Source organism: Hanstruepera sp. CR43 (genome assembly GCF_055227665.1).
The window spans coordinates 688,975-712,571 of record NZ_CP200078.1 but is presented as its reverse complement, the minus strand read 5'-3'; the positions used below and the strand labels follow the sequence as shown (position 1 = coordinate 712,571).

14 protein-coding genes, 1 tRNA gene and 1 pseudogene are annotated in these 23,597 nt (G+C 36.4%); 3 read left to right on the top strand and 13 right to left on the bottom strand.

The genetic code is table 11. The features are described 5' to 3' along the window. Nucleotides 1-28 precede the first annotated feature (28 nt). From ACKXGU_RS03000 to ACKXGU_RS02990, 3 genes are read right to left on the bottom strand one after another with little or no spacing between them, the layout of a single operon-like run. Nucleotides 29-595, bottom strand: a complete 567-nt coding sequence (locus ACKXGU_RS03000) for a YdeI/OmpD-associated family protein (RefSeq protein WP_463466592.1) — start codon at nt 593-595, stop codon at nt 29-31. 2 nt (nt 596-597) lie between these two features. After that, a complete protein-coding gene (locus ACKXGU_RS02995; protein ID WP_463466591.1) occupies nt 598-2,238 on the bottom strand; it encodes a M1 family metallopeptidase in 1,641 nt (546 codons plus the stop codon). A 15-nt stretch (nt 2,239-2,253) separates the two neighbouring features. Next, nucleotides 2,254-4,458: a bifunctional alpha,alpha-trehalose-phosphate synthase (UDP-forming)/trehalose-phosphatase gene (locus ACKXGU_RS02990; RefSeq protein WP_463466590.1), complete on the bottom strand. Its 2,205-nt coding sequence runs from the start codon at nt 4,456-4,458 to the stop codon at nt 2,254-2,256. A gap of 77 nt (nt 4,459-4,535) precedes the next feature. On the opposite strand from ACKXGU_RS02990, the gene ACKXGU_RS02985 reads away from it, so the two are divergent. Beyond that, a complete protein-coding gene (locus ACKXGU_RS02985) occupies nt 4,536-6,341 on the top strand; it encodes a glycoside hydrolase family 15 protein (RefSeq protein ID WP_463466589.1) in 1,806 nt (601 codons plus the stop codon). Between the two features lie 75 nt (nt 6,342-6,416). On the opposite strand, the gene ACKXGU_RS02980 is transcribed toward ACKXGU_RS02985, so the two are convergent. The 5 genes and pseudogenes from ACKXGU_RS02980 to ACKXGU_RS02960 form a co-directional block, all read right to left on the bottom strand. After that, a complete protein-coding gene (locus ACKXGU_RS02980; protein ID WP_463466588.1) occupies nt 6,417-8,225 on the bottom strand; it encodes an acyl-CoA dehydrogenase family protein in 1,809 nt (602 codons plus the stop codon). Between the two features lie 19 nt (nt 8,226-8,244). Then, nucleotides 8,245-9,435 carry an acetyl-CoA C-acyltransferase gene (locus ACKXGU_RS02975; RefSeq protein WP_463466587.1) on the bottom strand — a complete coding sequence of 397 codons (1,191 nt, stop codon included), beginning with the start codon at nt 9,433-9,435 and terminating at the stop codon, nt 8,245-8,247. A gap of 4 nt (nt 9,436-9,439) precedes the next feature. Further along, a complete protein-coding gene (locus ACKXGU_RS02970) occupies nt 9,440-11,848 on the bottom strand; it encodes a 3-hydroxyacyl-CoA dehydrogenase/enoyl-CoA hydratase family protein (RefSeq protein WP_463466586.1) in 2,409 nt (802 codons plus the stop codon). 1 nt (nt 11,849) lies between these two features. Next, nucleotides 11,850-12,306: pseudogene (locus tag ACKXGU_RS02965) on the bottom strand (MarR family winged helix-turn-helix transcriptional regulator). A gap of 112 nt (nt 12,307-12,418) precedes the next feature. Further along, nucleotides 12,419-14,185, bottom strand: a complete 1,767-nt coding sequence (locus tag ACKXGU_RS02960) for an AMP-dependent synthetase/ligase (protein WP_463466585.1) — start codon at nt 14,183-14,185, stop codon at nt 12,419-12,421. 108 nt (nt 14,186-14,293) lie between these two features. Between ACKXGU_RS02960 and ACKXGU_RS02955 the strand changes: the two genes are divergently transcribed. After that, nucleotides 14,294-14,368: transfer RNA gene (locus ACKXGU_RS02955), tRNA-Pro, on the top strand. Nucleotides 14,369-14,539: 171 nt separating this feature from the next. Here ACKXGU_RS02955 and purL read toward each other — a convergent pair. The 3 genes from purL to ACKXGU_RS02940 form a co-directional block, all read right to left on the bottom strand. After that, complete coding sequence (purL, locus tag ACKXGU_RS02950; RefSeq protein ID WP_463466584.1) at nt 14,540-18,202, bottom strand: phosphoribosylformylglycinamidine synthase; 3,663 nt, start codon at nt 18,200-18,202, stop codon at nt 14,540-14,542. 144 nt (nt 18,203-18,346) lie between these two features. Further along, the gene (locus ACKXGU_RS02945; RefSeq protein ID WP_463467400.1) at nt 18,347-20,128 is read right to left on the bottom strand and encodes an endonuclease; all 1,782 of its coding nucleotides are present in this window, start codon (nt 20,126-20,128) and stop codon (nt 18,347-18,349) included. 57 nt (nt 20,129-20,185) lie between these two features. Beyond that, complete coding sequence (locus ACKXGU_RS02940; RefSeq protein ID WP_463466583.1) at nt 20,186-21,400, bottom strand: RsmB/NOP family class I SAM-dependent RNA methyltransferase; 1,215 nt, start codon at nt 21,398-21,400, stop codon at nt 20,186-20,188. 147 nt (nt 21,401-21,547) lie between these two features. Here ACKXGU_RS02940 and ACKXGU_RS02935 point away from each other — a divergent pair, with 147 nt between their 5' ends. Next, nucleotides 21,548-22,597: a WD40/YVTN/BNR-like repeat-containing protein gene (locus ACKXGU_RS02935; protein ID WP_463466582.1), complete on the top strand. Its 1,050-nt coding sequence runs from the start codon at nt 21,548-21,550 to the stop codon at nt 22,595-22,597. Nucleotides 22,598-22,624: 27 nt separating this feature from the next. Here the strand turns inward: ACKXGU_RS02935 and ACKXGU_RS02930 are convergent, their stop codons facing one another. After that, nucleotides 22,625-23,074 (bottom strand): hypothetical protein, encoded by a 450-nt coding sequence (locus tag ACKXGU_RS02930; protein WP_463466581.1) that lies wholly within the window; start codon nt 23,072-23,074, stop codon nt 22,625-22,627. Nucleotides 23,075-23,084: 10 nt separating this feature from the next. Next, the gene (locus ACKXGU_RS02925; protein ID WP_463466580.1) at nt 23,085-23,585 is read right to left on the bottom strand and encodes a hypothetical protein; all 501 of its coding nucleotides are present in this window, start codon (nt 23,583-23,585) and stop codon (nt 23,085-23,087) included. Nucleotides 23,586-23,597 lie beyond the last annotated feature (12 nt).

Here is a 23,597-nt window from a genome sequence, read left to right as displayed (position 1 = left end):
AACTTTAAAAATAATGAAAAAGAAATGGTTAATTTCTTGTTTTCATATTTTTAACACAGTAGGAAATAATTTCTGAAATGCGTTTTTGACGTGTTTCAGATCGTTTGGCTTGATTAATCCAATACAAATAACTTTTTCTATATGAAGGCGCGAAGTTTTGATAATTCTTAAATGCTATGGAGTTTTTATCAAATGCCTCCTGAAGATCTTGAGGAATGATTTCATTTTCAACATCGTCTAATGCTGTCCAGCTACCATTTTGTTTTGCTATTTCAATTTTTTTAAAGCCACTTTCATGCATTAACTTTTTAGCAGTTAACTCTGTAATGTGTTTTTTGTTAAGTGCACTCCAGACACTTTTGTCATTTCTGGGTGTAAAATATTGTCTGCGTTTACCATTTCCTAAACTTTTGACAGTGGAGTCAATCCAGCCATAACAGAGAGCAACTTTCACGGCCTCTTCCCAGCGCATGCTATCTTTTTCATGATCAACTTTGTAAAAAATGAGGTAAACTCCATTGTGGTCAAGATGATTTTCATGAAGCCAATCGCGCCATTCGGAATCATTTTTAAAATACAATTCAGGGTAATCCAAACTTATAGTTTTTTGCTGTAAACATAGAAGTTTTCATCAATTGTCATGCTATCTGACTGAATTGACATGGTTTTCCATTCCGCATTAGGAAAGAGCCATTGTTTTTTGTTATCAATGTTCACTTCAATAGGCATGTCAAAATTATCAACAATATTAGTCCAGCGATATTTTAAATTTCCATCTTTAATTTCATACTCTAAATTTGGAATCATGGTAGTTCTTAAGTATTGGTTAAAAAACTCCTTGAGATCAATACCTGATTGTTGACTGATATAATTTTCAACTTGCTCCGTCGTCACTGTTTGGTGGTAGAAGGTACTGTTCAAACCTCTTAAAATTCGTCGCCATTTTTCGTCATCTTCAATTAATTGACGTAACGTATGCAATATGTTGGCACCTTTAGCATACATATCACCAGAGCCTTCCTTGTTTACGTTATAATAGCCAATAATGGGACTTTTGTTTCCAATTCCTCTACGTTGGCCAATAACATATTCTGAACCGGCTTCTTTGCCGTAATAATATTCAACAAACAAATTTTCAGAATAGGTGGTGAAGCTCTCATGAATCCACATATCGGCGATATCTTTATACGTAATATTGTTGGCAAACCATTCGTGTCCGGCTTCGTGGATAATGATGTAGTCAAATTTCAAGCCCCAACCAGAGCCTGAAATATCTCTTCCTAAATAGCCTTTTTTATATTGATTACCATAGGTAACCGAACTTTGATGCTCCATACCCAAATAGGGTACTTCAACTAACTTGAACCCATCTTCATAAAAAGGATATGGTCCAAACCAATGTTCAAATGCTTTCATCATTTTTGGCGTGTCCTTAAAGTGTTCTTTTGCCTTATCAAGGTTATAACTCAATACGTAATAATCTAAATCCAATGGACCTTTTTCTCCTTGATAGACTTCTGAAAAATGGACATAATCACCAATGTTCACATTAACCCCATAATTATTAATAGGATTATCCACAAACCAATTGGAGGTAACCGTTCCATCATTATTTTCTTTAACAGACCTCAAACGGCCATTTGAAATATTACTCAATCCCTTTGGGTTTGTTACGCTTATGAGCATACTGTCTACTTCATCATACATGTGGTCTTTGCTGGGCCACCAAACACTGGCGCCTAATCCTTGACAGGAAGTGGCCACAAAGTGATTGCCATTACTGTCTTTTTTCCATGATAAACCACCATCCCAAGGTGCTCTCACAGCTTCTTTGGGGTTACCTTGATAGTGTATTTCCAAAGAATTGATGGTATTTGGAATTTGTTTGTCAATAAGCGAAATGAAATGGGCATTGCCATTACGTTTCACATGCAACTCTTTACCATTTTGTATTGCTTTAGTAATAATTAATGGTTCCTGCAAATCAATTTGAATGGTAGAGTAGGGCTTTAAAACTTTATAATTTATATTGTTTTTGCCTGAAATATATTTTTCGTCAGGATTAACCGAAATATCCAAATGATAATAGGTTAAATCCCACCATTCGCGTTCTGGCGTAATAGATCCCCTCAAGGTGTCTTGTTCAGTGAAATTGTTTTTCTCCTCCAGTAAACCTTGTGCTTGGGAAAAATATGCAGTAAAAAATGCAATGAATAATGATATTTTATGGATGTTCATTTTTGAAAGTTTAAATCAGATAAATTTAGTCAATAATTCCCTGACATCTTCTGTGTTGTTAATGTAATATTTTGCCTGTGTTTTTTTTAAACCAACCTTAATTGTAAAAGCATTTTCAGGAAGTTCTTCAAACATATATTCATCTGTCCAGTCATCTCCAATAGCCATAATAAAATCATAGTCGTTGTCTACTAACCATGCAGAGGCAGCTCTACCTTTATTCACATTACTACTCTTGATTTCAATGACTTTATTGCCTTGTAAGACGGTGAGATCATTGTTTGAAATCAAACTTGTTAAAACCGTATTAAGCTCTATAGTTCTTATTTTAGCAAGTTCCGGATCAGCTTGTCTGTAATGCCAGGCTAAAGAGTATTTTTTTTGCTCGATAAACGTACCAGGGGTTCTATCAACAAAAGTTTCCAAAATGGGTTTGATGTTCTCCATCCAGTCGGTCTTTAATCGCTCCAACATTTTCCAGTTGGTGGATTTTGTTTTTAGCCACACACCATGGTCGGTTATAAGGTTGTAATCTTTATTGCCAAACCAATTTTCAAAGGTTTCTTTGTCCCTTCCACTAATAATAACCACATCCGTATTTTTTTGTTGGTTTAAGGAATCCAATAAAGAGATTAATTGGTTGTCTGGTTTCGCGTCTTGAGGATTGTTTTGAAATCCAACCAATGTGCCATCGTAGTCAAGTAACAATAATCTTTTTTTTGAAGACAGGAAGGAATCCATCATCTTACTTGTTCTTTCACCATCAAGTTTTTTTGCAATTATGGATGTCTTTGAACTTTTTGTAGCATTCAAGGACTTCATAAATTCGTTGGCCCATTTTTCTACCGAATAGCGCTTGAGTCTTTTTTGAAGAATTTTAAGTCGCTTTTTTTGCTCTTCAGCACTCATTTCTATAGCTTGTTTGAGTGCATCTGCAATTTCTTCAAAATTATTTGGGTTGATAAGAATAGCTTCATTCATTTCTTTTGAAGCACCAGCCATTTCACTTAATATCAGAACTCCGTTCATATCGGTTCTTGTGGCAACATATTCTTTGGCTACGAGATTCATGCCATCACGTATAGGTGTTATTAAAGCGATATCTGATGAGGTATACAGATCAATGAGATTATCGAAAGGCATGGATCTATAGAAATACCAAATAGGTGTCCAGCTTACGGTAGCAAATTGACCATTAATTCTACCTACAAGCTCATCGGTTTCACGTTTTAGTTTTTTGTATTGTGGCACATCAGAGCGCGAGGGTACTGCTAACATAACCAATCGGACCTTTTCTTTGAATTGCGGGTATTTTTTCAGAAAATGTTCAAATGCTCTTATGCGGTTTGGGATGCCTTTGGTATAATCCATGCGATCAATGGATAGAATTAGTTTGGCTTCGGACCCAGATTGAATATGGTCGTCTAATCGTCGTTGTAATTCGGATTTTTCATCAGCCTTGAGTCCTTTGTGCTTCATGGCTGCATCGTGAAATTTATTGTAATCAATTCCCATAGGGAATGAATCTACCTTAATAACACGGTCGTGATAGGCAATTTCATTGAACTTTACTTCCAATCTCAATATACGTTTTACCGAACTTAAAAAGTGACGTTCGTAATCATAGGTATGAAAGCCTAGTAAGTCTGATCCTAACATGCCATGTAATAATTCTTCACGCCATGGAAACGTCCTGAAAATTTCATAGGAAGGATAGGGAATGTGCAAAAAGAATCCAATAGTAACATTGGGTTTTTGGTCCTTAATGAGTTTTGGTAACAGAAGTAATTGATAATCATGTACCCAAACCGTATCACCATCCTCTATATTCTGTATAACAATACGGGCAAATTTTTCATTGACAAGTTTATAGGATTCCCATTGAGAATTCTCAAACTCGGTATATTCCATAAAATAATGAAATAGTGGCCATAACGTTTTATTACTAAACCCTAAATAGTAATTGTCAATATCATCTTGGGTTAATGGTACAGTAGCACAGTTTTGTTTTGATACGGCCTTTTCAACTTTAGTATTCAAGTCGTCATCTAGTTCTTCTTCTGTTAATCCAGACCAGCCTATCCATAAGCCATTTCCATCCTCATGTACCGATTTCATACCTGTCGCTAAACCACCGACACTTGGAACAACTTCTATTCTTTTATTATCAAGCTTAATTTGTAATGGTAGTCTGTTAGATACTATGATGGTCTTACTCATGGAAATACTTTGGTTTAAAGATAGGATTTTCGTTAATTTAATGAAAAATTAACTTGTAACCATAATAACAGCTCAATTTGGGAAATAATTTAGATTACGGAATAATAGGAAACTGCCGAAGTGCCGCTTTAATATCAAAAACAGGATCTATCGATTGGTGCTGTTTACCTCAATTTGATTCCTCCTCAATTTTTGCAAAATTATTAGATGAGAACATTGGCGGGAGCTTTGAAATATTAACTGATGAAAGTTTTGAAATTAGCCAAAAGTATATTGATAACACGACCATATTGGTTACAAGGTTCAGTAACGGCATTGATACCTTTGAAGTACATGATTTTATGCCACGTTACTACAAGGCAAATGGTGGTTATCAGGCACCACCGGAAATCATAAGATACTTTAAATATATCTCTGGTAAACCTACATTTAAAGTACTCTATAATCCTAAATTAGAGTATGCCAGAGGAGAAACTAAAATGTACGTTAAGGAGCATTTTATTGCCAGTTTAACCCATGGGGAAAAATTTGATACGCTTTTTCTTTATACTAGTTTTAATAAGCAAAAAGTGGTTAAAGGTGCAGATATTGAACTAACCTCGGATGGTTATTTTTTAATCGGATATAATGAAAAAGTTTTCGAAACATCTGTAGAAAGCATGTTTTTAGAACATGAACGAACCAAGGTATATTGGTTAAATTGGATGGATAGAACACCTTCTTACAGTCTGTATAATAAGGAAATAGCTAGAAGTGCTATGACGCTGAAGCTTTTAACTTATGACAAAACAGGTGCTGTTTTAGCAGCGGCTACAACGTCTTTACCAGAAACCATAGGAGAAGTAAGAAATTGGGATTATCGGTTTTGTTGGATTCGTGATGCTTCCATGGTAATCAAAGTGGTATCGCAACTAGGACATAAAAATATTGCCAAACGTTATTTGAATTTTATCATGGATTTAATACCTGATAAAGATGAAAAGCTTCAAATAATGTATGGAATAAATAAAGAAAAAAAATTAACCGAAGTCACTTTAGATCACTTAAGCGGTTATCAAAACTCAAGTCCTGTGCGAGTGGGTAACGCTGCCTATAAACAAAAACAAAATGATATTTATGGCATTTTGATGGATGTTATTCACCAGCAATTTATCAATTTTCATGTGGATATTGAAAATACTGAAGAACTTTGGACCATTACCAAAGGAATTGTTTGGGTTGTCAATAAACATTGGCAAGAACCTGATAAAGGCATTTGGGAATTTAGAACTGAAGATAGGCACTTTACTTTCTCGAAGGTGTTGTGCTGGGTAGCTGTAGATAAGGCTATCAAAGTTGCCAAATTATTAGGAAAAACATCAAAAATCACCAAATGGAAACTCATAGAGAGTGATATACGTGAGGATATCATGGAAAATGCCTGGAATAATGATGTCAAGGCTTTCACACAATCTTATGGTTCTGCCGATTTGGATGCTTCTGTATTATTAATGGAACCCTATGGATTTATTGATGCTAAAGACCCGAAGTACGTTAGTACCGTAAATGCCATTGAGCGCGAATTAAGTAATGATGGACTGTTATATCGTTATAAAAACCAAGATGATTTTGGATTGCCATCATCTTCGTTTACTATTTGTACATTTTGGTTTATAAATAGCTTATACAAAATAGGAGAGGTTCAAAAGGCAAAACGAATGTTTGATCAATTATTGTCTTATAGTAATCATTTAGGGCTATTTAGCGAAGATATTGACTTCAAAACAAAACGTTTGCTGGGCAACTTCCCACAAGCTTATTCGCATTTAGCATTAATTGAAACGGCAATTAATTTATCGAAAATAACCAATGAAGAAAAAATAAAAGAATCCATCGAACAATAAGTTGGGTTTATCATAATAAAAAAAGCCGCTTCCATATGGAAACGGCTTTTCTCTTCTAACTAAACTTAACTACAATTAAAAGCAGTACTTATTTTCAGCTTTTACTTTTTCGGCAATTTCATTACGTAAATCAACAATATCAGGGTAGTTTTGATATTTTGTAAAACGTTTAAGTCCCATAAGCATCATACGTTGTTCATCGCCTTCGGCAAAAGAGATTATACTTTCTTTTCCTTTATCTTCCACTATATTTACGGCATTGTATAAATATAATTTTGCCATGGCTATTTGAGCCGATTGTTCTTTTTCACCAAAGCGTTTGACATTCTTTTCAGTTCTAAGAATAGCGGATTCTGCCATATAGATTTCGATAAGAATGTCTGCAGCAGCGACCAAAAGTTGTTGGTGTCCTTCTAAATCTGGACCAAATTTTTGAACAGCACCACCTGCAACCATTAAAAAGGTTTTCTTTAACTTCTTAATCATTTCCTTTTCTTCCGAAAATAATTCAGAATAATCAGGAGTTTCAAAGGAAGGAATACCCATCAGCTCTTCTTGTACAGCTTGAGCAGGACCCAATAAATCCACATGTCCTTTCATAGCTTTTTTAACCAGCATACCAACAGAAAGCATGCGATTAATCTCATTGGTTCCTTCATATATTCGTGCAATTCTGGCATCTCTCCAAGCCGCTTCCATAGGCGTTTCTTTAGAGAATCCCATACCTCCAAAAATCTGAATACCTTCATCAGCACAGTTTTGGACATCTTCAGAGACCGCTACTTTAAGAATAGAGCATTCAATAGCATATTCTTCAACACCTTTTAATTCTGCTTCTTGATGAGAATTTCCGGCCGCTTCACGTAATGCTATTCTGTCTTCAATGTTTTTTGAAGCTCGATAAGTTGCTGATTCGCTGGCATAAGCACTGGCTGACATTTCAGCTAATTTTTTCTTAATGGCACCGAAATCAGATATTCTAGTTTTAAATTGTTTACGTTCGTTAGCATATTGAATGGCAGTGGTTGTAATGCGTCTTTGCGAATCCAAGCAAGCAGCGGCCAATTTAATTCGCCCAACGTTAAGTGCGTTCATAGCGATCTTGAAACCTTCGCCACGACCAGCCAACATATTCTCTACCGGTACAACAGTGTCGTTAAAGAATACTTGTCTGGTAGATGAGGCATGAATACCTAGTTTATGCTCTTCCTCACCCAAAGTAATTCCGTTTGGCTTTACTGGATCATATTCCACTATGAAACCAGTAATATTCTTGTCATCTTCAATACGTGCAAAAACAATCATTAAACGACAAAATCCAGCATTGGAAATCCACATTTTTTGCCCGTTAATTTTATATGTTTTTCCATCGGCAGATAGTTCAGCAGTTGTTTTACCAGAATTGGCATCACTACCAGCACCTGGCTCTGTTAAACAATAGGAACCAAACCATTCTCCAGTAGCCAATTTTGGCACGTATTTTTGCTTTTGCTCTTCGGTACCATACAGTGTGATTGGCATGGTTCCAATTCCCGTATGCGCCCCAAAGGCTGTACTAAAAGAACCAGTTCCGCTGGAAATATAGTCACAGGTCAATACCGTTGATACAAATCCCATTCCCAATCCACCATAGGCTTCAGGAACCGCTACACCCAAAAATCCGAGCTCACCAGCTTTTCTCATGCATTCTTCGGTAAGGGCGTAATCTTTAGCTTCAAATCTATTTTTATTAGGAATTATTTCACGGTCATTAAATTCCATAACCGCTTCCTTCATCATGTTTTGTTCTTCCGAAAAATCTTCAGGAGTAAACACATCTTCGCAGTTAGTTTCCTTTACTAGAAACTGTCCACCTCTTAATATGTCTTTTTCAGTTGCTTCCATTGGTATAAGTTATATTGTTTTAATTTAAAAATTCGAAAATTCCACAAGCTCCTTGACCCGTTCCAACACACATGGTCACTGCACCATATTTCCCTCGCATATTGCGCTTACGCATTTCATCAAAGAGTTGAACTGATAGCTTGGCTCCAGTACAACCTAGTGGGTGTCCGAGAGCAATGGCGCCACCATTAACATTAATAATGTCATTATTTAAACCAAGTTCCCTGATAACAGCTATTGATTGTGATGCGAACGCTTCATTCAGTTCTATTAACTCTAAGTCAGCTTGTTTTAAACCTGCTTGTTTTAAGGCTTTTGGAATGGCTTTTACAGGACCAATTCCCATAATTCGTGGTTCCACACCAGCGGCGGCATAGTTTACTAAACGTGCAATGGGTTCAATATTGAGTTCTTTTACCATATCTTCACTCATTATCATAACAAATGCTGCACCATCGCTCATTTGTGATGAATTACCTGCTGTGACACTTCCACCTTGGGCAAAAACTGGGCGAAGCTTGGCTAAAGCTTCCAAATTTGTCCCTTTTCGTGGGCCTTCATCTTTAATAACTGTATAAGATTTGGTAACTTTTTTACCATTTTCATCAATATAGGTTTGTTCTACTTCAATAGGAACTATTTGATCTTGAAAACGGTCTTCCGCTTGAGCTTTCAGAGCTTTCATATGAGAGTTGTAGGCAAATTCATCTTGATCTTCACGAGATATTTTAAACTGATTAGCAACGGCTTCAGCAGTATTTCCCATACCCCAATAATAATCAGGATGGCCAGCTTTTACAGTATCATAATTTAATTCAGGTTTAAAGCCTGTCATAGGAACGGCACTCATGCTTTCGGCACCGCCTGCAATAATACAGTCTGCCATACCAGCTTGAATTTTTGCCGTTGCAACACCAATGGTCTCTATTCCAGAGGCGCAAAAACGATTAACCGTCACACCAGGAACGTCAATACTGTCCAAACCAATTAAGGAGATGAATCTTGCCATATTAAGACCTTGTGATCCTTCAGGCATAGCATTGCCCACAATAACATCATCAATACGTTTTTTGTCTAAATTGGGAAGTTCTTTCATCATATATTGAATGGTTTCCGCAGCTAACTCATCAGTTCTTTTAAAACGGAACACACCTTTTGGAGCTTTACCAACAGCTGTTCTATATGCTTTTACTATATATGCTTGTTTCATTTTTTTAGTTTCTTAAAGGTTTACCTGTTTTTAACATATGTTGTATGCGCTCTAATGTTTTTCTTTCTGTACATAATGAAAGAAATGCTTCACGTTCTAAATCCAGTAAATATTGCTCTGATACCAAGGTAGGTTCTGATAAATCACCACCAGCCATGACATAAGCTAGTTTATTCGCAATTTTATGATCGTGTTCACTGATATAGTTTGCAGCTTCCATAGAATCCGTTCCAACTAAAAACATTCCTAAAGCTTGTTTACCTAAAACTTTAATATCGTTTCTCTTTACAGGTTTTGTATAACCAGCATCAGCCATTAACCTTGCATGTGCTTTGGCTGTTGCAATTTGTCTGTCTTTATTGACAACAATAACATCTTTGCCTTTTTGAAGAATTCCTAAATCAAAAGCTTCATAGGCAGAAGTCGACACTTTAGCCATTCCAATGGTCAGGAAATATTCTTGCAAAACATTTAATTCAACATCCCCTTTACGGAATGTGTCTTGAGCTCTTAAAGCCATTTCTTTGGAACCACCGCCACCAGGAATGACACCTACTCCAAATTCCACCAATCCTATATAAGTTTCAGCTGCTGCAACAACTTTATCAGCATGCATTGAGAGTTCACAACCACCACCAAGAGCCATGCCATGTGGTGCAGATACTGTAGGGATGGAAGAGTAGCGCATACGCATCATGGTGTCTTGGAAATATTTGATGGCCATGTTGAGTTCATCATATTCTTGTTCGGCAGCCATCATAAAAATCATGCCTATATTGGCACCAACAGAGAAGTTTGCAGCCTGATTTCCAATAACCAAACCTTCAAAATCTTTTTCGGCAAGATCAACCGCTTTATTTAATCCAGCTAATACATCGCCACCAATGGTATTCATCTTGGACTGGAATTCACAATTCAAAATACCATCTCCTAAATCTTCAATAACAACACCTGAATTTTTGAACACTTCGTTCGATTTTCTAATATTATCTAATATAATAAAGGCATCTTGACCGGGGATTTTAGTTTGAGTTTTAGATGGAATATCATAGAAGTACGTTGCTCCATCTTTTACTGAATAAAATGATTTACTACCTGATGCTATCATCTCATTTACCCAATCGGCTACTTGATGACCTTCAGATTTAATGAGCTCCAGTCCTTTTTCAACACCAACAGCATCCCATATTTGAAATGGTCCATGTTCCCAACCGAAACCTGCTTTCATGGCATCGTCTATTTTGTATAAATCATCAGAGATTTCTGGAATCCTGTTTGAAACGTAAGCAAACATGGCTGCAAAGTTCTTACGGTAGAATTCGCCAGCTTTGTCTTTTCCAGACACCAGAATAGGGAAGCGTTCAATAACTTTATCGACAGTTTTTGTCATTTCAAGAGTTGCAAACTGCGCTCTTTTTTTAGATCGATATTCTAATGTGTCTAAATCCAGTGACAAAATCTCACTATTACCTTTGTCGTCTTTTACTTTTTTATAGAAACCTTGACCCGTTTTACTTCCCAGCCATTTGTTTTCCATCATCGTATTGATAAAGTCCGGAAGTTTAAATAGTTCGTGGGCTTCATCGTTTGGGCAATTGTCATATATACCATTGGCAACATGAACCAATGTATCCAATCCAACAACGTCAACTGTTCTGAAGGTTGCCGATTTTGGTCGTCCAATTACGGGACCAGTTAATTTATCAACTTCCTCAATAGTTAACCCTAATTCCTTTACTTGATGGAACAAGGACTGAATTCCAAAGATTCCAATTCTATTACCAATAAAAGCTGGGGTGTCCTTGGCAATTACCGATGTTTTTCCCAGAAATTGTTCACCGTAATTGTTTAGGAAATCCAAAACATCTTGAGAGGTTTTGGGACCTGGAATAATTTCAAATAACTTTAAGTAACGCGCTGGGTTGAAAAAGTGTGTTCCACAGAAATGCTTTTGAAAATCTTCACTGCGACCTTCACTCATAAAATGTATTGGAATACCTGAAGTATTTGATGTAATTAGTGTCCCAGGAGTCCTAAACTTTTCAATGTTTTCAAAAACCTGTTTTTTGATGTCCAAACGTTCAACTACTACCTCAATAACCCAATCGACCTCTTTAATTTTGGATAAATCGTCATCTAGGTTTCCTGTTGTAATTCTATTGGCAAAATTTTGATGATAGATTGGCGATGGCTTCGATTTTAAGGCAGACTGAAGGGAGCTATTTACAATTCGATTACGCACTACTTTGTCTTCCAATGTCAAGCCTTTAGCTTTCTCAATCTCGTTAAGTTCTCTTGGAACAATATCGAGAAGGAGCACATCCACACCAATATTGGCAAAATGACAAGCAATTCCACTTCCCATTATTCCTGAACCAATAACAGCTACTTTATTTATTCTACGTTTACTCATATTACTTAAGTATATGTTCTTTTTGGTTATATATTTTTTTGTTTGAAATCATGTTATTTATAAGCTCAACTACTTCATAAAAATTATCCAGTTTCTCTTGAGATATATTCTTACGAATGGCATCGTTGAATGTCAATACTTTTTCCCTTGAATAGGCTCGTTTTTCACGTCCAAATTCTGTTAAATGAATAATGACACCGCGTCCGTCTTCCGGATTGGGTTTTCGTTCTATTAAGCCTTTTTCTTCCATGGTTTTCAATGTTCTTGAAAGTACTGGTAGCTTCCATCCCCATTTTAGGTCCTAATGACGTTGATGGTGTGCCTTTTTCCGGATCAATGCTCAATAGGGCAAACCCTGTAGCCATAGTTGTTCCAAACTGCGCAGCTTCTTCATTATACATTTTGTTAATAGCTAGCCAAGTAGTCCTAAAGACATAATCTATAGTTTTATCTTTCATGAAAGTGACATTTTGAATTTCAAATATAGGAAAATTTATTATGCACGCATAATAAATTATTAAATTTAACAATGGAAGATTAAAAAGCCTGACAAATTAATCAGGCTTTAAATTAAAGACGATAAATTTTTTCGATCAAATCGTGATATTTTTCTTTTATCACTTTTCGTTTCATTTTCATAGTAGGGGTTAGGTGGCCACCTTCAATGGACCAAATATCAGGGGTGATTTCAAATCTCTTGATTTGTTCCCAATGTCCAAATTTTTTATTGGCGGTATCAATTTCTTCCTGAATTCTGTCTTTTAACTGCTGGTTGTCTATAATGGATTCTTGGGAGTAATTTATTTTGTGACGTTTAGCCCATTCTTGAACAAATTCATAATTTATTTGAATGAGGGCTGCCGGCATTTTTTCACCTTCACCAATAACCATAATCTGTTCAATAAACCGTGACTGTTTAAATTCGTTTTCCAATAGGGCAGGAGCAACATATTTGCCACCAGAAGTTTTAAAAATTTCTTTTTTTCTATCCGTAATTTTTAGGAATCCGTCTTTGTCAATTTCACCGATATCTCCCGTATGAAAATAATCACCTGTCATGACTTCTGCTGTTCTATCAGGGTCTTTGTAATAGCCTTGCATCACATTAGGGCCTTTAACCAATATTTCGCCGTCATCAGCAATTTTCACTTCAACATTGTCAATCAAACGGCCTACGGTACCAATTTTAAATCCGTGATTCCTTTGATCGTTTACCGATATGACTGGTGAGGTTTCCGTAAGCCCGTATCCTTCCATTATTGGCATGCCTGCAGCGGCAAAAACCCTGGTTAATCTGGGTTGTAAAGCAGCACTTCCTGAAACCATTAACTCCAAATTTCCGCCAAGTCCCTCTTGCCATTTACTAAAAATGAGTTTTCTAGCCAATTTTAATTGTTGTTCATACCACCAACCATTGACACCGTAAGGCTCATATTTTAAACCAAGATCTATAGCCCAAAAAAACAATGCTTTTTTAAGTCCTGTTAGTTCTGTGCCTTTAGCAACTATTTTGTCATAAACTTTTTCATAAAGTCTTGGAACTGCCGTCATAACATTAGGCTTAACTTCCTTTAAATTATCACTCATTGCTTCTATGGATTCTGCAAAGTGAATTTCAACACCACAAAATTGGTATAGATACAGAATCATACGTTCAAAGACATGACAGACTGGTAAAAAACTCAAAGCTTTTGATTTTCCGTAATCAAAAGGAACGCGTTTTTCGCTGTCCAAAACATTGGATACAATGTTTTTATGAGAGAGCATCACGCCCTTTGGTGTACCTGTGGTGCCCGATGTATATATTAAAGTTGCCAAATGATCTGGCTCGACGGCATTTTTAAGCTTTTCAACTTCATCCTGATTGGACTTGTCTTCGCCTAGTTTCAATACTTCAGTCCAATGGGATTCACCATCTATTTCATTAAACGTATAAATGGTTTTTAGTTGTGTATTGTTTTTAACAGCATTTAATTTTTCTAAAATATCGCTATCCGATACAAAACAATAGGTGGCTTCTGAATGCTTTAAAATATATTCATAATCCTCTTTGGAAATGGTGGGATAGATTGGCACATTTTGGGCTCCAATTTGTAAAATACCCATATCAACAATATTCCATTCGGTTCTATTATTGGAAGAAATTACAGCAATCTTGTCATTGGGTTTGACACCCAAACGCAATAATCCACGACTAATCATATTAGCTTGGTCAATATACTCTTGAGTGGATATAGATTTCCACTCTCCGTTATATTTAGTTGTGAATGCTTTTTCTAGATTATAAGTTTCCAATTGATGGTAAGGAAAATCAAATAGTCTTTTAATATTGGCCATGAATTATTGATAAAAAATTAGTATCGTTGCAAAATAATAAATATACTTGATTTTTTAAGAAGCATATTGTTATAAAAAAAAGCATTTGTATTTTTGTGGTCTTAAAAACGGGATGTGGCGCAGTCCGGTTAGCGTACACGGCTGGGGGCCGTGTGGTCGCAGGTTCAAATCCTGTCATCCCGACAAGATAAAGTAGAGAGTTCTTGTAGAAAGCTTGCTTTCTTAAAATAACTTTATGCTTTAGATTAAAAACAAAGCACTGCTTTATTTTGCAACAATAGCGATGTAAAAGGATTCTCTAAATCCTGTCATCCCGACAAAAAAAGGAGCTTAATTTTAAGCTCCTTTTTTATTTTATTTTTTCTCAATCCACTTTCTGGCATTTACAAAGGCTTCCAACCAAGGCGAGACTTGGTCTTTTCTGCCTTTAGGGTAGTTTGCCCAGTTCCACTGGAAGGTAGAGCGCTCAATATGTGGCATAGTAACTAAATGACGGCCAGTTTTATCACACATCATGGCGGTGTTAAAATCGGAACCATTTGGGTTGTGTGGATATCCTTCGTAACCATATTTAGCGACAATATGATAGTTGTCTTCATTGTAAGGTAAACTGAATTTGCCTTCGCCATGCGAAATCCAAACTCCTAACGTACTACCTGCCAATGATGCTAACATCACCGAATTGTTCTCTTGAATTTTTACAGTTGTAAAGGCACTTTCGTGTTTATGCGAGTCGTTATAAGTCATTTTACCATGAACTTCATGTTCTGGATTGATCAGGTCAAGTTCCATCCATAATTGGCAACCGTTACAAATACCCACAGACAGCGTATCTTCTCTGGCAAAGAAGTTTTTGATAACTTCGTTAGCCTTTTCGTTGTATTTGATAGCGCCTGCCCAACCTTTCGCAGAGCCTAACACATCAGAATTTGAGAAACCACCTACTGCTCCCAAAAACTGAATGTCTTCTAGCGTTTCACGACCCGAAATTAAATCGGTCATGTGGACGTCTTTCACATCAAAACCAGCTAAATACATAGCGTTTGCCATTTCACGTTCGGAGTTGCTTCCTTTTTCACGAAGAACAGCCGCTTTTGGTCGCGGTTTACTACTGTCTATTTCAGGAAGTTTTCCTGTAAAGTGTTCAGGAAATGAATGCTGTAACGGTTGATTTTTAAAATTGTCATAACGTTCTTTGGCTAAACCATTGGCTGTTTGCTTTTGGTCTAATAGGAAGGATGTTTTATACCACATATCACGTAAACGTGAAATGGTCATTGTAAAGACATCATTACCGTTAATGATGCTCAATACATCAGCATCTGTGACTTTTCCAATGTTGAAAAACTCAATATTGGCTTCATTTAAATCAGCTTCAATTGAAGCATCTTTCCCTTGAATAACCAATCCGGCATTTTCAGCAAATAATACTTTAAAGGAATCATTTTCAGCTAAAGCGGTGATGTCCAATTCGGCACCTAAATTATTATCCGCAAAGCATAACTCCAAAAGTGTGGTGATTAATCCACCAGAAGCCACATCATGACCAGCTACAATTTTTTCGTCTAAAATTAATTGCTGAATGGTATTGAACACGGTTTTTACGTAATCGGCACTCTTCACCGTTGGTGCTTCGTTACCAATTTTATTTACTACTTGAGCAAAGGAGCTACCGCCTAATTTAAAACCATCTTGTGAGAGGTTGATGTAATAGATATCGCCTGCATTCTTTTGTAAAACAGGTTCAATTACTTTATTAATGTCTATACAGTTGGCTGCAGCCGAAATAATGACAGTTCCAGGTGAAATGACTTCCTCATTAGGATATTTCTGCTTCATGGAAAGCGAATCTTTACCAGTTGGTACATTGATTCCAAGGTCAACAGCAAACTCTGAAACCGATTGAACAGCATCATATAGTCGCGCATCTTCACCTTCATTTTTACAGGGCCACATCCAATTGGCGGAAAGTGACACATTTTTTAAGCCATCTTTTAGTGGTGCCCAAATGATGTTGGTCAACGCTTCTGTTATAGAATTACGACTACCTGCAACCGGATCAATTAATCCAGATATAGGTGAATGACCAATTGCCGTTGCAATGCCTTCTTTACCTTTAAAATCCAATGCCATAACACCTACATTATTTAATGGTATTTGCAATGGTCCCACACATTGTTGTTTGGCTACTTTTCCACCAACACAACGGTCTACTTTATTCGTCAGCCAGTCTTTGCAAGCAACAGCTTCCAATTGTAGTAGCTGATCTAAATAATCGAAAAATTTATCTTTATTATAGGAGACATCAGCATAATTACGAATGATGGAATTATCAGTCATGATGGTTTTTGGAGAACTACCAAACATGTCTTCCAATGCCAAATCCATAGGCTTGTTACCTTTCGTTTTTGACTCAAATGTAAATCTATGGTCGCCTGTTACATTGCCAACCGTATACATTGGTGAACGTTCTCTATCAGCAATTTTTTGTAGGGTTTCTAAATGCTTTTCAGCAATTACTAATCCCATCCGTTCTTGAGATTCATTACCAATAATTTCTTTGTCAGAAAGTGTTGGGTCTCCAACAGGTAGTTTATCTAAGTCAATCTTTCCGCCAGTTTCTTCTACTAATTCACTTAGACAATTTAAGTGACCACCAGCTCCATGATCGTGAATGGAAACAATAAAGTTTTCATCGCTTTCTACCATACCGCGAACAGCATTGGCGGCCCGTTTCTGCATTTCTGGATTGGAACGTTGAACGGCATTCAATTCAATACCTGTTGAGAATTCTCCAGTATCGGCACTGGAAACAGCTGCACCACCCATTCCAATACGGTAGTTTTCCCCACCTAGAATGACTACTTTATCACCTGTTTGAGGTGTATCTTTTAAAGCTTGGTTTGCCTTACCATAACCAATACCTCCTGCAAGCATAATCACCTTATCGAAGCCTAATTTTCGAGCTTCTTCTTCATGTTCAAAAGTGAGTACAGATCCGGCAATTAAAGGTTGGCCAAACTTGTTTCCAAAATCCGATGCGCCATTAGATGCTTTTATTAAAATATCCATAGGGGTTTGGTATAACCAATCACGCTCTTTAAACGCTTGTTCCCAAGGACGGTTTTCTTCTAATCGCGAATAAGAGGTCATATAAACAGCAGTTCCTGCTAAAGGAATAGAACCTTTTCCACCAGCCAAACGGTCACGGATTTCTCCGCCTGAACCTGTTGCTGCGCCATTAAATGGTTCTACAGTGGTTGGAAAGTTGTGCGTTTCAGCTTTTAAGGAAATAACCGAATCGAAATCTTTGGTTTGGTAATAGTCAGGAACATCTGAACGTTTTGGAGCGAATTGCTCCACTTTGGGACCTTTAATAAATGCCACATTATCTTTATAAGCCGAAACAATATCGTTTGGATTTTTGTTAGATGTCTCTCTAATCATTTTAAAGAGTGACATCGGTTTTTCTTCACCATCTATAACAAATGTGCCATTAAAAATTTTATGACGACAATGTTCAGAGTTTATTTGTGCGAACCCATAGACTTCGGAGTCTGTAAGTGGTCTGCCCAATTTTTTGGAAAGGCTGTTTAGATAGTCAACTTCTTCATCATTTAAGGCCAATCCTTCTTGAGCATTGTAAGAGGCAATGTCTTCAATATTTCTGATTGCTTCAGGCTGAATGTTTATGGTGAAACTATCTTGATTCAGACCTTTATATTTTTGGGAAATCATGGGGTCATAACCCTTGAAATTTTCAGTTGTTGCTTGAAACTCCTCAATACGAATAATACCATCTATACCCATGTTTTGCGTAATTTCTACAGCATTGGTACTCCAAGGCGTAATCATGGCAGCTCGAGGGCCAACAAAAAAAGCATCCAATGATGCTTGTTCTATTTTAGGCTGGTTGCCAAAGACCCACGCTAGTTTCGAAATGGTATCGGTTGATAATTCTTTTGTTGCTTGAACAGCAAATACCTTGCTGTTTTGGTTTCCAAAGAAATGAATCATTATGTAAAAGTTATAGTTGTGTTTTGAAAGTGCAAATTTACTTTTTTTCGTCGTAATAGTATCTATTAATCTGGATGAAAAAATTTAGTTATTCACGTTCTTATTAACCAACAAAAAAGCGACTGATTTCAGTCGCTTTTTTAATTATTGTTTGATTAGTTTTTTGGTAATCGTTCTTTTGCCTATTTGAAGCTTTATCAAGTAAATACCTTTTGTGAGCTTTCCAACATGAATTTCACCATTTTGAGACGTCCCTTTCAAAGTTAACTTCCCTAACAAATTATAAATTTCATAATCCAATGATTCCGTTGCATTGACTGTAATATGATTTCCAGAAACAGGGTTGGGGTATATGGTAAATGTTTTTTGATTAAATTCTTCATTACTCAATAAAAAGCAAGACCAATTTAAATCATCAAACATAACACGGTTTGACGGGTTGCTATTATTGTTTATTGATAAATCAACAACATTATTAATATTACATGGTATTGTTGTGGTTACAGGAGAATCACCGTAAGGAATAGTCCCAATGACACTTCCATTAATCACTAGATCAAAGGTGCCAGAATCTCCAGAGAAAACACGTTGTGTTGTGACTGTTAATTCTTCTATTGGAAAATTTGAGTCATTTAGGATTAATTCTCCATTTCTAATCGTTATGGCTCGGCTTCCGTTTAGTGTTTGATCTGTTCTGGCGTCAGTAGCATCCCATGTAATACCCTGATCACCAGTCCATGTTCTAAATGAATATGAACTTGAATTAGCTGGCATGTTTTCAAAACTTTCATCAATACAAAGAAGGTTGGTGTTTTCTAAAGTCGTTTCGCAAGCTTCATTACTAAATCCTGATTCATTTCCAGCAGCATCGATAGCTGTTATTTTGAAACAATAAGTGGTATTAGGTGATAAACCTAAAACCGTATTAGAGGTAGTTGTGTTCAGAACAGTTGCCGAATAAACATCATCAATGTAATAGTTATAACCTACCACACCAATATTATCAGTAGATGTATTCCAATCCAAATCAATAGAATTACCAGTAGGATTTGAGGCTACTAAATTAGTTGGAGCAGTTGGATTTTCGGTGTCAGGATCGGTGTCCCAGACTAATGCCACCCATTCTGGATGATCAACAAATGGATTTCTATTTGATTGGTGATTGTAAAAAATATTATTGTTTCTATCAATTTCCTTTTGTGAAACGGGATCCATTTCATGCCAGGTTCTCAAAATGGTTAAAAATGGATCGGCGATGGCTTTATCGCTACTTCCATCAAACATGTCATAAGCGGACCATGCGCTTATTTGATCTTCATAACGCGTCACAAAGTAAAAATAGATACGTGCCACATCTCCTTTAAATTCATCTATGGGTTCAAAAACCTCATTAGTATAACCAGCTGAATAGCCACTGTTTAAGTTATTGCCCAATTTGGAACCATTTTGAGTTGGATTGGTAATACCACTTTGACTACTTAATTGACTATCGTCCACACGGCCATATGGAAAATTACTTCTGAAACCATTGACACGACCATCTGAAGGTAACAATTGATGAGCATCACCACGCATGGGCGAATTGGAACTAAAAACAGACTGCGGAATAATGTGCTCCTTGTTGTAGCAATCACCTTCAGCACTGTATTCCCCACATTCATCAGTCACTGGACTAAAATTGTAAGGATCGTTTCCATCAGGGTTTTCTGAATAAATATCTAGGATGGTGTTGCTGGCTGTTTCATAATAGTCATCCAGATCGTATGTAGCAAAGAATGCATCAATGGCATCATATCCTTGATCCATATGTTCCACTTCAACCGTGTTGTTGATTTCCGGATCATCTACATTATCAATTATTTTTTTGAGTTGTGTTTTTAATTCGTAACCAGTTCCTGTGGCATAGTCATAATAGCCAGAAGGAATTTGAGCAAAGCTTGCTGAGAGTGAATAGTGTAAAAAGTACTGTGTAAAATTGTTTCATTATGATTTTCTTTCCATTAAGGCCATATAAAATCCATCGTATCCAGATTTATGAGCCAATATTTTAATGTCTTTGACAAAGGTAAAATCTTTTCCGTGTTCCGATGTTAAAAATTTATCAACTTGTTCTTGATTTTCAGATGGTAAGATGGAACAGGTTGCATAAACCAACTGTCCGCCGTTTTTTACAATTTTGGAGTATTGTTGTAAAATATCCTGTTGGTTTTCTTTTATTTTTTCAAGATAGGATTCTTCCAATTTCCATTTGGCGTCTGGATTACGTCTTAAAACTCCCAACCCAGAACAAGGAGCATCAATTAAAACCCGATCAGCATTACCATAGAGTTTTTTGATAACTTTTGAAGAATCAATATGTCTGGTTTCTATATTATGAGCACCATTACGTTTAGCCCTGCGTTTGAGTTCCTTGAGTTTGTTGGCGTAAATGTCCATGGCAATCACTTGTCCCTTATTTTCCATTAAAGCTGCTAAATGTAAGGCTTTACCACCAGCGCCAGCACAGGTATCTACTACACGCATACCTGGTTTCACATCCAGAAAATCAGCAACCAATTGAGAAGACGCGTCTTGTACTTCAAACAGTCCGTTTTTGAAAGCTTCCGTTTGAAAAACATTGGCGCGTTCTTTTAATTTTAAGGCATTTGGATAATTTTTGATAAATTCGGTTTCAATATCTAAATCAAATAATTCAGCCTGAAGTTTTTCTTTGGTTGTTTTTAAGGTGTTGACTCTTAAAATGACATCGGCTTGTTCATTTAGAGCATGAATTTCTTTGGCCCAGATGTCTTTACCTAGTTCTTTTTCTCCCAAATTGTCAATCCAATCTGGAATCGATTCTCGGTACTTTCTAATTTTTGACAGCTCATCAAAACGGCCTTTGATTTTTCGTGTTGGGGTATTTTCAAAATACTTCCAGTCGGGTAATTTGATCCCTTTTAAAGTTGCCCAAACAGCAAACATGCGCCAGATATCATCACGACTAAACGGTTCTTTGACTTCAGCTATTTTGGCATAGAGACGTTTCCATCTTACGATATCATAGGTGGTTTCGGCAACAAAGGCACGGTCACGGCTTCCCCAACGCTTGTCACGCTTGAGTAGTTGTTGAATAACCTTATCGGCATACTCGCCCTCATTGAAGATTTTCATTAAACCATCAACAGTAGCGAAGCATAAATTTCGATGTAATCTCATATCGTTTTGAATAGCGTGCAAAGATAGGTTTAATATGTTGATTTGTAGAATCGTTTAGATGATTATTTGAGTTTTGTTTTCTTGAGTTGTTATCAAACAGCCAATTGTATCGAGAAGTTTTCTATTTTTAGGGAAATTTTTGAAATTATGCGAATTCTTTTGGCACTCTTAATTACTCTTTGCTTTTTATCTTGTAAAAAAGAACATACAATAAAAATTAGAGATTATTCCAAAGTAGAAATAAACGTTTTGTTGCAGGATTCTTTGTTGAATGTAAGGGCTTTGGAATTGGATGATCCACCTAATTATTCGATAGCTTCGTCAAATGGATTAATAATTTATGCGATAAAGAATGATACTGCCAAATTAGCCGTTGGATATTACGATGTCAAATATGATAGCATTATCCCTAATTTCCGTTCATTAGCGGCAACTACTGAATCTACATTTGCTTTAAGTATAGGGAATCCAGCATTATTATATAAAATTACTTCAGATACAACTAAATTGGTTTATATAGAAAACCACTCAAAAGTTTTCTATGACTCTATGGATTTTTGGAACGATCAAGAAGGTATTGCTGTTGGCGATGCGATAGATGGTTGTTTGAGTATGATAATAACAAGAGACGGTGGTAAAACTTGGAGCAAATTATCTTGTGACCAACTACCACCTGCTACTGAAGGAGAGGGTGCCTTTGCTGCCAGTGATACCAATATTGCCATTGTTGGTAATAAAACTTGGGTTGGTACTACAGCTGGACGCGTATATTATTCTGATGATAAAGGCAAAACATGGGACGTTGTAGACACACCAATAGTTAAAGAAAAAGACACTGAAGGCATTTATTCACTAGATTTTTATGATGAGTTTAATGGCTTTGCTATAGGAGGGGATTATACCAAACCCGCAGATAGTTCGGCTAATAAAATGAGAACGCAAGATGGTGGTAAAACGTGGCAATTGGTAGCCGAAAATCAAAGTCCAGGTTATAGAAGTTGTGTGCAATATATTCCTAATGGACATGGGAAGGAGCTTGTAGCTATTGGTTTTAAAGGCATTGATTACAGTCATGATGCCGGGGACACCTGGAAGCACTTGAGCGATGAGGGCTTTTATACCATTCGGTTTTTAAACGACAGTGTGGCCTATGCTGCAGGAGCTGGTAGGATTGCAAAATTAACTTTTAGGGAATAAAAAAAGAGCCACTGGCTCTTTTTTTATTTAAGGTCTATCCTTTTTTTCGTGACGCCTTTTTTTGAACTCCTCAAACATTTTTCGCTTAAAATCGTCTTCTACCTTTTTAAGCATAACAATTTTTTTGGATGAAATGACTTTTTGCAAATCACTAATGTATTTGTTGTAGAATTCGTTTTTCTTGGAATTCGAAAGTTTAAACTTTTGAATCAATTCTTGCGCTTGAGCCTCGGTTAAATTGTCAAAATCGATTTGCTTTCTATCCTCAAATGATTGTTTACGTAACTCGTGCATTTGTTCTTCAAAGGTATTGTAAATAGGCCAAAATTTTTCGGCTTCAGCCTTTGAAAGATCAAGCTCGTCTGTAATGTAGGCAACCTTTAAAGCTTTGATTTTATCGTTTCTGTCCATACGGTCCTGGGCAAATGTATTTACGCCAAACGCCAGAAAAATTAATATGAGTAAAAGTTGTTTCATCTTATGTTGTTTATTCTAAATTTAAATCTTCCAATTCCATATTATTGTACAAATAGTCTTCTAAAGGTACATCATTCAAGGTTTCCTCTAGTATACTCGTTTCAAAATCTGATGGATTTGTGATGAGGTTGTTCAATTCAGCAGAATCAAAATCATTAGTTAAAAGATAACTTTCTATACTGTCACTATCCAATGACGCAAAGTCCAACGAGTTTTTTTGCCCTGTTGGCATACTAACCAATACGATAAAAATAGCGGCGATACTTGCAGCTACTAACCATTTTTGATTTCTAAATAGTGAAATTACTTTTGGCTCTGATTTAGACTTATGATTGATTGGAGTTGATACCTTAAAATCAGCAAAGTAATTTTCGGGTACTTGAAATCCGGGAGTATTGACCTTCTCTTTGAGTTTCAATTCTAAAAGTAATTTCTCCTCAAATGAATTGAAATACCCATCAGGTGTTTTAAATCCGGTTTCTGATATGTTATGTTTATTTAAGTTTTTCATTTGTAATCATTA